We start from the raw sequence: 13,309 nt of genomic DNA, 5'->3' as shown, positions 1-13,309 counted from the left end.
GTTCTCTGTTTTCGTTGCGCCGTATTACGCTTGGTTACGCGCGTACTGGCTTAGCTCGTCAACGCTTACCGCAGTGATGAACTCACCGTCTAGGTAGAAGTTCACGTTATCGCCGGCTTTCTCGCCGCGCAATACCGCTGTCTCACCGTTGGTGTAAGACACGTTCATTTCTAGTGTGCTGTCATCCAACTGGTTGAAGCTTGCGGCTTCAATATCGCTATTGCGAACGCTTGCCAATGGCGGCGTAGACAGATCGCTGCCTAGCTGACCGTTTACTTTGATCACCGCATTCATCGGCGTATCAGCCAATGCCGGTGATTTGCCGGTGATTGGGTTGCGACCAGTCCAGAATTCAATGGTGTTGAAAATGAACAAGTCAGCGGTCGCTGCAATGCCGTAAACAGGGCCTAGCAGCACGTAAAGACCCGCACGTGCGTAGCGGTTATCAACCACACTCAGGTTTACTTTTGTCACAAGCTGAGAGGTGCCCATCTGACCGATACAACCAGTCAATGATGTGGCAAGGATAGTCATCGCTACGGCTTTGAGTGCGATTTTTTTCATCTGGGGGGTAACTCCGGAAATATAGAGAGGCGTAAAACACGTAAAAAAGCGCGCGAATTATAGGCTTTTTTTGCGTCTCCGCTAGTGAAATCCGCGTAAATTGGATGGAATTTCACTAACATCAAGAAAGGGTAACGATGCTGTGATGAGGGCGTTAACAGAAAACACCACGCTGGCCATCAATAACAGCTATCCGATTGATACCCGTTTATAGACCCACTAATAAAAAATCGGCTCCAACCTGTGGCTGGAGCCGATCACCCTCTTTACACGTTCACCTGACGGTTCACGCTAAGCGCTATCATGCGCTTTCCTCTTCTTATTAATTCTTATTGGTGCTTTACAAAAACACGCTTAATACGGCAACGATAACAAACGCAATCGACCCCAAGAGTGTTTCCATGACGGTCCATGTTTTCAGCGTGGTCTTCTCATCCATATCCAACAGACGGCCAACCAGCCAGAAACCTGAATCGTTAAAGTGAGACAGCACCGTGGCACCAGAGGCAATGGCAATCACGATGAAGCACAGGTCAAACTCGCTCAGGCCAACGGTCGCCGCTACGGTCGGGGCGATCAGCGCAGCGGTCGTGGTCAGTGCCACGGTCGCAGAACCTTGTGCCACACGCAGGGCGGTTGAAATCAAGAATGCCGCCAAAATCACTGGCATACCGGTGTCTGCCAACAAATCAGCCAATGCATCACCAATACCGCTGGCACGCAATACGCCACCGAACATGCCACCCGCACCGGTCACCAAAATCACCGCACAGATAGGGGCCAGAGAATCGCCACACAATTTTTCCAATTTAGCCATGCCGTGATCTTTCGCAAAGACCGCCAAACACACCATCAGGGTGATCAGCAAGGCAACCGGCGTTTTACCCAGCATACGCAGGAAGTTCACCCAACCCGAGTTGCCATCCACCACGCCCATCACAGTCAGTGTGTGCAGGCCCGTGTCCATGAAAATCAGCACCAACGGCAGCAGCAGAATGCCCAGTACCGTGGTAAAAGCGGGCTTGTTCGCTTCATCAATCACTTCTTGCGCAGCAAGAAACGCTTTTGGCAACGGCAGCACAAAACGCTCGCCCGCCCATAAACCGTAAAGGTACGCACCGAAGTACCACGTTGGGATCGCCACCAATAGGCCCACAACGGTCAACAAACCGATGTTCGCGCCCAGCAACTCACTCGCAGCAACCGGCCCCGGGTGTGGCGGAAGGAATGAGTGCATCACGGCAAACGCACCGGCAGCCGGCAGCGCATATTTAATGGTTGACCCACCAAACTGCTTCGCGACGCTGAAGATGATCGGCATCATCACGATCAAGCCCGCATCGAAGAAAATAGGGAAACCGAACAACATGGAAGCAATACCCAGTGCCAACGGCGCTTTGTCGCTACCGAAACGGCCAATCAGGGTATCGGCCAGCACTTTTGCCCCGCCAGTGACTTCAAGGATCCGGCCAATCATCGAGCCCAGACCCACCAGCAAAGCCACAGACGCCAGCGTGCCACCAAAGCCTGTCATCATGGTGGGTACGACTTTATCGGGTGTCACACCCGTTGCCACTGCCGTGACCACACTCACCAAAGTCAGTGAAGCAAAGGCATGCACTTTAAAGCGCATAATAAGGACGAGAAGCAATGCTATTGAAGCAACTGCAACCATCAGCAGGTATGCTGCATCTGGCGTGTTAGCGACCGTATTCATACTATTTCCTTGGAAAAACCCGCACGTTAGCGGCAAAAATATTCTTGTGATTAACTTCACATGTCTTTACGTTACCGGTAACATGTTACCGGTAACATGTTAGGTTACAAGCCAAGAACGCAGCTAAATTCCAAAAATGAGATAGAGGTAGAAAAAATGGCAGGTAAGTGCATTATCGTTATGGGTGTATGCGGCAGCGGCAAGTCCACCATCGGTGAACGCGTTGCCACTGCGATGGGTGCGAAGTTCATTGATGGTGATGATCTGCATCCGCGCGCCAATATTCAAAAGATGGCCAGCGGCAACCCTCTGAATGACGATGATCGCGCCCCATGGCTCGAACGAATCCGTGATGCGGCTTATAGCCTAGAGAGCAAAAACGAAGTGGGCATCATTGTCTGCTCAGCGTTGAAGCTCAAATACCGCGAACAGATCCGTGAAGGCAATACCTCTGTCCAATTCCTCTTCCTCGACGGCGATTATGAGTTGATCCTGGCGCGCATGAAAGCCCGCTCAGGCCACTTCATGCGTGAAACCATGGTCAATAGCCAGTTCGAAGCGCTGGAACGCCCGGAAAATGAAGCCGGTGTTGCCATCGTGTCTATCGATTGCACCATTGACGAAGTGGTTGAGCGTGCTGTTGTGGCACTGGGAGAGATCGCATGACCCATTCCGTGATCAAAGACGTTACTGCTCGCATTGAAGCCCGCAGCGCCAGCTTGCGCAGCGCATGGGAAGCCCAAATGTCACGCCAAGCCGCGGAAGGCAAAGGCCGTTCTACCCTGTCTTGCGGTAACCTCGCCCACACCGTGGCCGCCAGTTGCGCACAAGAAAAAGACCATATTCTCGATTTAACCCGTGTCAATGTGGCCATTATCAGTGCCTACAATGACATGCTCAGCGCGCACCAGCCATACAAAGACTACCCCGATCAAATCAAACACGTTCTGGCAGACAGCGGCCATACCGCCCAAGTGGCTGGCTGTGTACCTGCCATGTGTGATGGCGTGACCCAAGGGCAACCGGGCATGGATATGTCCCTGTTCTCCCGTGATTTGATTGCCCAATCAACGGCATTTTCGCTCAGCCACAATGCCTTTGATGCCACGCTACTACTGGGGATCTGCGATAAAATTGCCCCGGGGCAATTGATGGGCGCACTGGCCTTTGCTCACCTGCCTACCGCGTTTGTCCCTGCCGGCCCAATGCGCAGCGGGATCACCAACGAAGAAAAAGTCAGCGTACGCCAGAAATACACCGCCGGTGAAGTCGGCCGCGATGCCCTGCTCAACATGGAATGCAGCGCTTACCACTCGCCGGGCACCTGTACCTTTTACGGCACCGCGAACACCAACCAGTTGGTGTTTGAAGCCATGGGCTTGATGCTACCGGGCTCGGCGTTTGTTCACCCGGATTCCGCACTGCGTCAGGCGTTAACGGACGAAACCGCGCGCCGCATCGCCGCCATGAGCGCAGGTGCCCCCGCGTATCGCCCACTGAGCCAAGTGGTTAATGCGAAAAGTTTGGTGAACGGCGTGGTCGCTTTGTTGGCCTCGGGCGGCAGCACTAACCACAGTATCCACATGGTAGCGATTGCCCGTGCTGCCGGCCTGATCCTGACATGGGATGATCTGAGCGATCTGTCTGCCGTTGTGCCGTTGCTTGTCCGCATGTACCCGAATGGCCCAGAAGACATCAATGCCTTCCAACACGCCGGTGGCGTACCGGGCTTGATGAGCCGATTGGCCGAATCCGGTTTGTTGAACCTGGATGCGATCCCGGTCTTTGGTGACTTAACCGACTACTTCAAAGCGCCCTCACTAAAAGACGGCACTCTGTGTTGGGACACCTACCGCCAAACCCGTAACCCTGCGGTATTGGCTGACACCGATTGCGAATTCCAAGCCTCTGGCGGCATGAAAGTGCTGAACGGCAACTTGGGTCGCTCAGTGATCAAAGTCTCGGCGGTTGCCGAAGCGCACCGTTTTGTTGAAGCGCCGGCGCGTGTGTTCTCTTGCCAGCACGCCGTTGAAGCCGCTTACCAGCGCGGCGAACTCAACCAAGATGCCATCATCGTGGTACGCTACAACGGCCCTGCCGCAAACGGCATGCCTGAACTGCACAAACTGATGCCTATTTTGGGTAATATTCAAAAAGCCGGTTACCAAGTCGCGTTAGTGACCGATGGCCGTCTTTCTGGAGCGTCAGGTAAAATCCCGGCGGCCATCCATATCACCCCAGAAGCCAAACAAGGCGGGATGATTGGTCGCGTACAAGACGGTGACATGATCCGCCTTGATGCCCATACCGGCACATTAGAATGCTTGGTGGATCTCACCCAACGTGATTCCGCCGACTTTGACAGCGAATCCCTTCAGCAAGGCTGGGGACGCGAATTCTTTAAAGTGATGCGCAACAGCGTTTCAAGCGCCGAATGCGGTGCCACGATCTTATATTGAGGAAAGCATAATGAACTGGACTATCGATCCTAAAGACGTTTTTGCCGCATCGCCGGTTGTTCCTGTGATGGTGATTGAAAAACTGGAAGACGCGATTCCGATGGCGGAAGCGCTGTTAGCGGGCGGTATTTCTGTGTTTGAAATCACCCTGCGTACTGAGTGTGCCTTGGACGCCATTGCCGCGATCGCTAACGCGATGCCGGATGCGATGGTTGGTGCCGGTACGGTGCTGAACTGTGAGCAGTATGATGCGGCCGTCGCGGCGGGTTCCCGTTTTGTGATCTCTCCGGGAATGACCCCAACGCTGCTGGCGCACGCGAAAAACGGTACCGCACCGTTGATCCCAGGTGTGGGCACTGCCTCTGAAGTGATGCAGGCGCTAGAGTTGGGTTATACCCAATTGAAATTCTTCCCGGCAGAAGCCAATGGCGGCGCCAAAGCACTGGCAGCGATCGCCGCGCCACTGCCACAAGTGCGTTTCTGCCCAACCGGCGGCATTAGCCCAGCCAATGTGGATCAGTACACCAGCCTGAATTGTGTGGCGACCGTGGGTGGCTCATGGATGCTGCCTAAAGCCGCTATCGATGCGGGTGATTGGGCGGAAGTGACTCGTCTGTCACAAGAAGCCGTGGCACTGGTGAGCTAACCGCTACCATCACGCGAATAAAGAAACCCCATGTAAAGGGAGGCCATCGTGCCTCCCTTTTGCTATTTATCCCCTATCACACGCGCACTGCCGACCATGAAGATAACCTTGATGCATAGAAATTTTGCTGACATTCCACACGCTAAACAGTAAGGTAGCCACGATCATAACCATAGGGAAAGAGATAATGAGTGAACCGCGCAAACGCCGGCCGACATTAAAAGATATTGCAGAAAAAGTCGGTGTCACCAAGATGACGGTGAGCCGTTATTTGCGCGATCCGGAATCCGTTGCCCAAGCGACCCGCGCCAAAATAGAAGCCGTCGTGTCTGATCTGGGGTATATCCCCAGCCGTGCGCCCGACATTTTGTCGAACTCGACCAGCAAAGCGATCGGTATTTTGATCCCTTCCCTGTCAAATCAGGTGTTTTCCGATCTCGTGAGAGGGATCGAATCGGTCACGCAAGCCGCCGGCTACCAGACCTTGCTAGCGCACTATGGTTACAGTCCGGAAGAAGAAGAAGACAAGATTGCCTCGCTGTTGTCATTCCATGTCGACGGGTTGATCCTGTCTGAAAGTCGTCACACCGACAAAGCCCACAAAATGATCCAAACGGCCGGCATACCGGTTGTCGAAACCATGGATCTGCCGCAACAGCCGATCGATATGGCGGTTGGGCTCGATCACCATGCGGCCGCTTATGCCATGGTTGAAACCATGATCAATCGTGGCAGACGCAACATTTTATACCTCGGCGCCCGCATGGACGTGCGTACCCAATTGCGCATGGAAGGTTATCAGCAGGCAATGATCGCACACGGCCTGATCCCGATCACCGTGCTCACCGAAGAACACTCCAGCTTTACACTCGGTAGTCAGTTACTGGATAAAGCTTTAGATACCTACCCGGATGCTGACGGTATTTTTTGTACCAACGATGACATTGCGGTCGGTGCCCAACTGCGTTGCCAACAACGCGGACTCAACGTCCCCGATCACATGTGTATCGCTGGTTACAACGCACTGGATATCGGCCGCTCGCTTTATCCGCCACTGGCCAGTGTGAAAACGCCCCGAGAAGAGATCGGCGTCGAAGCCGCCAGAATGCTACTCGCCCGCCTTGCGGGTGAAACCGTGGAACCTACCAGCCGAGATTTAGGCTTCACCCTGATCACCGACGGCAGCTTGGGCGAGCCATAAGGCACGCCACATCAACATCAACATCAACATCAACATCAACATCAACATCAACATCATGATGCAGACACAAAAAAAGCGGTGATATTAGATCACCGCTTTTTTCTTATTCTTGTGCCCGTGTTAACACAGGATCAGGCGTGTTGACCCACCACGAAACCTGAGCTCCACGCCCACTGGAAATTATAGCCGCCCAGCCAACCGCTCACGTCCATCACTTCACCGGCGAAATACAGGCCTTTGACCTTTTTCGCTTCCAAGGTTTTTGATGACAGCTCATCGGTATCGACCCCACCCAATGTGACTTCCGCCGTGCGGTAGCCTTCCGTGCCATTCGGGGCAACCACCCACTGGTGGAACGCCGAGGCCGTCGTCGTGATGTCTTTCGGGTTGAGCTGTTTCAGTGGTCGATCGACCATTTCCCCACGCGCCATCATCGCTTCAATCAAACGTTTAGGGAGCAAACGCGCCAGTGCATTCTTCAGGCTTTGGTTCGGGTTCTGCTCACGCATGGTGGTCAGCGTTTCTGCAACGTCCAACTCCGGCAACAAGTCGACCGTCACCTTTTGACCCGGTTTCCAGTAAGAGGAGATTTGCAGGATCACCGGACCCGATAAGCCACGGTGGGTAAACAACAAGTTCTCTTTAAAGCTGGTGCCATTTTCCGCTTCAACCACCGCGGGGATCGCGATGCCAGACAGCTCCGCAAAGGCGTCTTTGTCGGCCGTGTGCAGGGTAAACGGCACCAAACCCGCCGTGGTCGGCACGCGTTTTAAGCCAAATTGCTCAGCAATGTGATAGCCAAACGGGGTCGCGCCCAGTTTCGGCATCGACAAACCACCGGTCGCCACGACCAACGATTCACACTCAATCGTGTCCATATTCAACTTCAAGCTGAATCCCGTTTCCGTCTGAGCAATATCCTGCACCTCGACCTGATAGCGCTGCTGTACGGTCGGTAAATCACACTCCGCCAGCAACATCTTCACGATGTCTTTGGCGGAATCTTCGCAGAACAACTGACCATGCTCGCGCTCTTCATACGCGATACCGTGCTTGGCCACCATCGCGATGAAATCCCACTGGGTGTATTGCGACAACGCCGATTTCACGAAATGGGGATTACGGCAGACGTAATGATTCGCAGCGACATCGTAGTTGGTAAAATTACAGCGGCCTCCGCCTGAGATCAGGATTTTACGGCCGGGTTTTTTGGCGTTATCGACCACCAGCACAGAACGCCCGCGCTTACCCGCTTCCGCTGCACACATAAGGCCGGCTGCACCTGCACCAATCACTACCACATCAAATTTTTCTGTCATTACGTCACCGCTGTTGGTCTCAATTGGACCACGCTTATCAACAAAAAAGGGATGCGTTGCCACGTGGACAGCATCCCTCTCAAGGTTTTTTCTGGCTCACCATCGCCAGAGCGCGCTAATTTTAACCGCCCTCTGGGTCGAATACCAATGGATTATCGTGATCGTGGTAGAGCGCCCGTGCGGCCTATCCGGCTTTTGCCAACACCCGATCCGGCGCGTCGAACTGCAACGTGGTGGTCGGGAAGGCAAAATCCGCGTCATGCTCTTTAACGATCTCGACAATTTTCAGCATCACGTCTTGCTGCACGGCTTTATATTCCACCCACCCAATGGTTTTGGTGAAGGTATACACCAAAATATCGAGCGAGGACGGACCGTAGTTATCGAAGCTGACAATCAGGGTTTGCAGGGTATCGATCTCATCGTGCAGCGTCAGCATCGCTTTGATGTCTTTCACCACCCCCGCAATTTTATCGGCATCCTGATAACGCAAGCTCACCGTTTGTTTGATCCGACGGTTTGTCATGCGCGAGGCATTCTCCACCACAATCGAGCTGAATACGGAGTTCGGCACATACAATGGCCGCTTATCAAAGGTGCGGATCATGGTGACTCGAAAGCCGATTTGCTCCACCGTGCCTTCAATGTTGCGGTCAGGGCTGCGGATCCAATCACCGAGCTGGAACGGGCGGTCAAAATAAATCATCACCGCGCCAAAGAAGTTGGCCAACAGATCTTTCGCGGCCATACCGACAATCAAGCCGCCCACCCCACCAAAGGTCAGCACCCCTGACAAGCTCAGGCCAAGATTTTGCATTGCCGCCAAGCCCCCGATCACAAACACGGTCAGGCGCAGCACTTTCGAGATAGCGGTAATGGTGGTGACGTCTTTTGCCGTGCGGCTGATCGCCACTTCAGCATTGCTGATCAAACGCAGCAATATCCAAATCACGGTCCAGACAAGGAACAGATGACGCAACACGGCCAGAAAAGCCGCTGAATGGGTCGAGGTATTTTCGATCACCACCCCGAGCGAAAACGCCGCCGGCCATAACCAAATCAGCCAGCTGATTGGGCGACGTACCGCTTGCACGAAGGCATCGTCCCAAATTAAACGGGTTTTCTGGGTGACCTGTAACAGGTGACGGGTGAGCAGCAACCACGCTGCCCACAACACGGCGCTAAACAGCAGCAACACGCCGATATTCGTGATCCAATTCTGGCTGACCCCTTGCTGCAGGGCATCCCACCAGAGATAAAAATGAGTCATAGCAACCCTATGGGTAAGTCACACAAGGCCGCTTAAGGTAGTGCGGAGTCCGTCAGATAGCAAGCCTGACTCGGCAAGAAACGCTTATATGCCGAGATAAGCCACAACAAAAATAGACACCAGAAATAACATGAGGTAGGCGCTGGCCAAAATGAACAGCTTGCGCACTTTGACGCATTTTTGCATGAACACCGGATCGTGATGATTTTGGTATTGCTCACTGCGGATATAGTGGAAAAGGCGGATTTGTTTACTGACGTTGCCTTGTGACGAGAAAAAACCGCGTCCATCGACCTGCTGGTACAACAATGGATCACATTCGCGCATCACGGCCAACAACGTACGCAACGTGCTGACATACCGTGAAACATTCACGACCGCGACCAAAAACAGTGCAAGAAGTAGTGCATCACCACTAATCATATGAGCCCCCGAACAACGTGACAGGTGAGCCGGCAGACCGTGGAGAGAAGGGCATGTCACCATGCCCATAAGACGGATCAGCCAGCGGTTGAGTCCATAACAGATGAAGAGTCAGCCTTCGCCATCGCAGAAAGGTCTTTATCGATAAAGAACAGTGCCTTACCATCTTCACCCACTAACTCGATCTTATCAAGAACGCTTTTAAACAGTTTTTCTTCTTCGTGCTGCTCTGCGACATACCACTGTAAGAAGTTAAACGTTGAGTAGTCTTGGGTGGTGAACGCTGCATGGGCTAACTTGTTGATCTTCTCTGTGATCAACTGCTCATGCTCGTACGTCTCACGGAATACATCACCCAGAGAGGCAAACTCATGCTTAGGGGCTTCAATCGCACCTAAAATCGGCAGTGAACCGGTTTCGCTCACATACGTAAACAGGCGCTGCATGTGCTGCATTTCTTCTGCGGCGTGAACACGCAAAAATTCTGCCGCCCCTTCAAACCCTTTGTCTTCACACCACGCACTCATTTGCAGGTACAAGTTAGAAGAAAAGAATTCCAAGTTGATTTGCTCGTTGAGTTTCTCAACCATTGCTTGCGCTAACATCGTACTACTCCTATTTATTCTAGTGTATACCAATCTCAACGACAGGGATGAAATCGGCGATCCCCATTGTTACCCTGCACTTATGAGAATGCAACTCAACAGCCGCCTCAACCGCCTACGCACTTGGCATTTTGCGTGAACAGCGAGGAGAGTAGAAAAAAGGGAAGAAATTCAATTTGTTTTCTTCACTGCAGCACACCATTACCCGCCATCAAGATGCGATCGCGGTAATATTTTTTCTGGCCCTTCAGTGCTAGCATAAAATAAAACCCGCACGGTGAAGGAGTGCATTATCATGGCTTACAAACATATTTTGGTCGCCATCGACCTCTCTCAAGATAGCCAGCTCATTGTCAGCAAAGCGGCGGCACTCGCCAAGGCCTTGGATGCCAAATTGTCGTTGATCCACATTGATGTCAATTACGCCGAGCTGTACACCGGCCTGATCGACATTAACTTGTCGGAAGCCCAACACCGCATGGCCGACGATGCACAGAAGCAGCTTCATGTACTGGCGGAATACGCCCAGTATCCGGTGTCCCACACCTTGGTCGGTAGTGGCGATCTCAGTGATGAAATCTGCCATGCGATTGATGACTTGGACATCGAGTTGGTGGTGTGTGGTCATCACCAAGATTTCTGGAGCAAAATCCTCAGCTCTGCCCGTCAGCTCATTAACCGCTCTCCGGTCGACATGCTGATGGTGCCTTTGAAGTAAATAGCGCCACTGAAGTAAATGGTTCCACTGAAGTAAGATGTCCATCGCCAAGGCCTCGGCCTTGGCGGTATCTCCTCCCCGCTCGTTGCACCACATACTTCATCACGTCCCCCATTTGCCCTTCATGCATCGTCATCCATTACGTCGTGCCACCAGCATGCGATCACGTTACGTCCTCGAGAGCTATCACGCTCCTGACGATTCCACGTAGGGACACCCTGCAAATTCCGTTACACTCTCGGTCTCTTTTTCAATCTCGGTTAACACGATGGGATATCTTTCTGCTGTCACCCTGCTTTGGGCGTTTTCCTTTAGCCTGATCGGGGTCTATCTTGCCGGCCAAGTCGATGCGTGGTTCTCGGTACTGACCCGCGTTACGCTCGCGGCCTTGGTTTTTCTGCCGTTTCTGCGTCGCCAACACCTGCATTGGCGGTTGTCGCTCAAATTGATGGTGGTGGGCGCGTTCCAACTCGGGATCATGTACTGCTTCTATTATCAGTCCTTCCTGTATTTAAGCGTGCCGGAAGTGTTGCTGTTCACCATTTTCACCCCGATTTACGTCACCTTGATTTACGATTTGCTGCACCGCCAATTCTCGGCGTGGTATTTGGCCACGGCGGCCATCGCGGTACTGGGCGCGGCGGTGATCAAGTTTGAAGGGATCGACGAAAATTTCATTCTGGGCTTTTTCATCGTGCAAGGGGCAAACCTGTGCTTTGCCATCGGGCAGGTCGGCTATAAGCGCATCATGGAGTTAGAAAACGTAGATCTGCCACAACACACGGTGTTTGGCCTGTTCTATTTAGGCGCGATGTGTGTCGCCCTGCCGATGTTCTTGTTGTTTGGCAATACCGAGCAACTGCCGACCACCAGCACGCAATGGGGCATTTTGATCTACTTAGGCACCATTGCTTCAGGCGTGGGTTATTACCTGTGGAACAAAGGCGCGACACTGGTGAATGCGGGTGCACTGGCGATCATGAACAACGCCTTGGTGCCGGCGGGACTGATTGTGAATATCGTGATTTGGAACCGGGATGTCGATTACCCGCGCCTGATCGTTGGCGGGTTGATCATTTTGTTCTCCTTGTGGTTTAACGAACACTGGGTAAAACGTAAGGTTGAACAAGTCAGAGCCCACTGATACCGCTCATTGGTACGGCTAAACCGCACGCAATAAAAAAGGCGAGATCAACGATCTCGCCTCTTGTTTTACTTCTGTAAGCTGAGTATCTCCCGGAACATCAGGTCGCCGCAGAATCCCCACAGGATCTTAGGGTTATCGATCCGCTCTCATCGCTTTTCCTAGTCCCTAGCTACTCGCTACTCGCTACTCGCTACTCGCTACTAAAATCTAAATAAACGAGAACGCATCCGCAAACATACGTTCACGATCCGCGCCTTTCTCGGCAGAGAATTGTTCACGCGCCGCGCCAGCCATTTCGAAACGACCACAGATGTAAATGTCGTACGCAGACAAGCTGATAAAATCGCTGTTCACCGCATCCAGCACGTTACCCACTTTGCCCTGCCAATCGGCGGACGCACTTTCTACCACCGGCACATAGGTCAGGTTTTTGTGCGCCGCAGCCAAGGCTTGCAGTTCATCATTGGCGTACAACTGACACAGATCACGGCCACCCCAGTAGACGAAGATCGGCTGAGACACGCCACGGCCTAGGCAGTTGTCCAAAATACTGCGTACATACGAGAAGCCGGTGCCCCCCGCAATCAACAACAACGGCTTGTCGCTGTCATCACGGACCCATGCGTCACCGTGCGGCGCTTCCACCTCGACCGTGTCGCCACTGGCCAATGCCGCTTTCATCGTCTCGACCACTTCCATCGCATACGGGTTATGTTCCGCCGCACCAATGTGCAGCTCTAACTCGCCGCCACGGCACGGACTGCTGGCGATGGAGAACGGACGTTTGTCTTTCTCGCCCATCACCGCTAACAAATATTGGCCGGCTTTGAAATCCACCGGCTGGGTCGGCGTCAGCAAAATACGGAAGGTATTGCACGCCAAGGGGGTCACTGACTTTACTTCACATTTAATCGACATTTCTTTCCTCTACGCTAGCGCGAGCACCAAGTCGCTGTCCGCCACCGCCTGACAGGCGAAGATCCAGCCCTCTTCTTGCTCTTTCTCTGTGAGCATGGGGTCAAGCTGATAATGGATCTCCCCCGACAGTTTGCGGCACAGGCACATGGCACAGACCCCAACCTGACAGCGGTTCGGAAAAGCGATACCTGCGTTGAGCGCAGCCTCTAACACCGTGTGTTCACCGTCGGTGGTGAACGTCACGTCGCGAGGCAACAGGCGCACTTGATACCGTTCTTGATTCATGGTTATTCTCATTGTTGATCACATGACCAACCGTCAT

The 13,309-nt window shown here is 53.1% G+C and carries 14 protein-coding genes; 6 read left to right on the top strand and 8 right to left on the bottom strand.

The window, feature by feature from the left end; translation table 11 throughout:
* Positions 1-24: 24 nt before the first annotated feature.
* Positions 25-564: a DUF3332 domain-containing protein gene (locus ACSF8W_RS16380; protein ID WP_500848280.1), complete on the bottom strand. Its 540-nt coding sequence runs from the start codon at positions 562-564 to the stop codon at positions 25-27.
* Positions 565-904: 340 nt separating this feature from the next.
* The gene (locus ACSF8W_RS16375; protein ID WP_500848279.1) at positions 905-2,281 is read right to left on the bottom strand and encodes a GntP family permease; all 1,377 of its coding nucleotides are present in this window, start codon (positions 2,279-2,281) and stop codon (positions 905-907) included.
* A 156-nt stretch (positions 2,282-2,437) separates the two neighbouring features.
* On the opposite strand from ACSF8W_RS16375, the gene ACSF8W_RS16370 reads away from it, so the two are divergent.
* From ACSF8W_RS16370 to ACSF8W_RS16355, 4 genes are all read left to right on the top strand, one after another.
* Positions 2,438-2,947: a gluconokinase gene (locus ACSF8W_RS16370; RefSeq protein WP_500848278.1), complete on the top strand. Its 510-nt coding sequence runs from the start codon at positions 2,438-2,440 to the stop codon at positions 2,945-2,947.
* Entirely contained in the window at positions 2,944-4,740 is a 1,797-nt protein-coding gene (gene edd, locus ACSF8W_RS16365) for a phosphogluconate dehydratase (protein ID WP_500848277.1), read from the top strand. Before ACSF8W_RS16370 ends, edd begins: the two co-directional genes overlap by 4 nt.
* 10 nt (positions 4,741-4,750) lie before the next feature.
* Positions 4,751-5,386: a bifunctional 4-hydroxy-2-oxoglutarate aldolase/2-dehydro-3-deoxy-phosphogluconate aldolase gene (locus ACSF8W_RS16360; protein ID WP_500848276.1), complete on the top strand. Its 636-nt coding sequence runs from the start codon at positions 4,751-4,753 to the stop codon at positions 5,384-5,386.
* A gap of 184 nt (positions 5,387-5,570) precedes the next feature.
* Positions 5,571-6,587 carry a substrate-binding domain-containing protein gene (locus ACSF8W_RS16355; RefSeq protein WP_500848435.1) on the top strand — a complete coding sequence of 339 codons (1,017 nt, stop codon included), beginning with the start codon at positions 5,571-5,573 and terminating at the stop codon, positions 6,585-6,587.
* A 131-nt stretch (positions 6,588-6,718) separates the two neighbouring features.
* Here ACSF8W_RS16355 and ACSF8W_RS16350 read toward each other — a convergent pair whose 3' ends face one another.
* The 4 genes from ACSF8W_RS16350 to ftnA form a co-directional block, all read right to left on the bottom strand.
* The gene (locus ACSF8W_RS16350) at positions 6,719-7,906 is read right to left on the bottom strand and encodes a BaiN/RdsA family NAD(P)/FAD-dependent oxidoreductase (protein ID WP_500848434.1); all 1,188 of its coding nucleotides are present in this window, start codon (positions 7,904-7,906) and stop codon (positions 6,719-6,721) included.
* A gap of 184 nt (positions 7,907-8,090) precedes the next feature.
* A complete protein-coding gene (locus ACSF8W_RS16345) occupies positions 8,091-9,176 on the bottom strand; it encodes a mechanosensitive ion channel family protein (protein ID WP_500848275.1) in 1,086 nt (361 codons plus the stop codon).
* A gap of 84 nt (positions 9,177-9,260) precedes the next feature.
* Positions 9,261-9,599, bottom strand: a complete 339-nt coding sequence (uspB, locus tag ACSF8W_RS16340) for a universal stress protein UspB (protein WP_500848274.1) — start codon at positions 9,597-9,599, stop codon at positions 9,261-9,263.
* A gap of 77 nt (positions 9,600-9,676) precedes the next feature.
* On the bottom strand, positions 9,677-10,204 hold the full coding sequence (ftnA, locus tag ACSF8W_RS16335; protein ID WP_500848273.1) for a non-heme ferritin: 528 nt from the start codon (positions 10,202-10,204) through the stop codon (positions 9,677-9,679).
* Positions 10,205-10,499: 295 nt separating this feature from the next.
* On the opposite strand from ftnA, the gene ACSF8W_RS16330 reads away from it, so the two are divergent.
* Both ACSF8W_RS16330 and ACSF8W_RS16325 read left to right on the top strand, forming a co-directional pair.
* Positions 10,500-10,922, top strand: coding sequence for a universal stress protein (locus tag ACSF8W_RS16330; protein WP_428475856.1), 423 nt, complete (start codon positions 10,500-10,502; stop codon positions 10,920-10,922).
* A gap of 268 nt (positions 10,923-11,190) precedes the next feature.
* Complete coding sequence (locus tag ACSF8W_RS16325; protein ID WP_500848272.1) at positions 11,191-12,066, top strand: carboxylate/amino acid/amine transporter; 876 nt, start codon at positions 11,191-11,193, stop codon at positions 12,064-12,066.
* A 210-nt stretch (positions 12,067-12,276) separates the two neighbouring features.
* Here ACSF8W_RS16325 and fre read toward each other — a convergent pair whose 3' ends face one another.
* On the bottom strand, positions 12,277-12,987 hold the full coding sequence (gene fre, locus ACSF8W_RS16320) for an NAD(P)H-flavin reductase (protein ID WP_500848271.1): 711 nt from the start codon (positions 12,985-12,987) through the stop codon (positions 12,277-12,279).
* Between the two features lie 9 nt (positions 12,988-12,996).
* Positions 12,997-13,284, bottom strand: a complete 288-nt coding sequence (locus tag ACSF8W_RS16315) for a 2Fe-2S iron-sulfur cluster-binding protein (RefSeq protein ID WP_500848270.1) — start codon at positions 13,282-13,284, stop codon at positions 12,997-12,999.
* Between the last annotated feature and the right edge of the window lie 25 nt (positions 13,285-13,309).

Source organism: Photobacterium sp. 270122K (genome assembly GCF_059941365.1).
This window is presented reverse-complemented; position numbering and strand designations above follow the sequence as displayed.

Coding starts and splice junctions, on each gene's coding strand:
- ACSF8W_RS16380 (WP_500848280.1), bottom strand. CDS start 564: ATGAAAAAAATCGCACTCAAAGCCGTAGCGATGACTATCCTTGCCACA.
- ACSF8W_RS16375 (WP_500848279.1), bottom strand. CDS start 2,281: ATGAATACGGTCGCTAACACGCCAGATGCAGCATACCTGCTGATGGTT.
- ACSF8W_RS16370 (WP_500848278.1), top strand. CDS start 2,438: ATGGCAGGTAAGTGCATTATCGTTATGGGTGTATGCGGCAGCGGCAAG.
- edd (WP_500848277.1), top strand. CDS start 2,944: ATGACCCATTCCGTGATCAAAGACGTTACTGCTCGCATTGAAGCCCGC.
- ACSF8W_RS16360 (WP_500848276.1), top strand. CDS start 4,751: ATGAACTGGACTATCGATCCTAAAGACGTTTTTGCCGCATCGCCGGTT.
- ACSF8W_RS16350 (WP_500848434.1), bottom strand. CDS start 7,906: ATGACAGAAAAATTTGATGTGGTAGTGATTGGTGCAGGTGCAGCCGGC.
- ACSF8W_RS16345 (WP_500848275.1), bottom strand. CDS start 9,176: ATGACTCATTTTTATCTCTGGTGGGATGCCCTGCAGCAAGGGGTCAGC.
- uspB (WP_500848274.1), bottom strand. CDS start 9,599: ATGATTAGTGGTGATGCACTACTTCTTGCACTGTTTTTGGTCGCGGTC.
- ftnA (WP_500848273.1), bottom strand. CDS start 10,204: ATGTTAGCGCAAGCAATGGTTGAGAAACTCAACGAGCAAATCAACTTG.
- ACSF8W_RS16330 (WP_428475856.1), top strand. CDS start 10,500: ATGGCTTACAAACATATTTTGGTCGCCATCGACCTCTCTCAAGATAGC.
- ACSF8W_RS16325 (WP_500848272.1), top strand. CDS start 11,191: ATGGGATATCTTTCTGCTGTCACCCTGCTTTGGGCGTTTTCCTTTAGC.
- fre (WP_500848271.1), bottom strand. CDS start 12,987: ATGTCGATTAAATGTGAAGTAAAGTCAGTGACCCCCTTGGCGTGCAAT.
- ACSF8W_RS16315 (WP_500848270.1), bottom strand. CDS start 13,284: ATGAGAATAACCATGAATCAAGAACGGTATCAAGTGCGCCTGTTGCCT.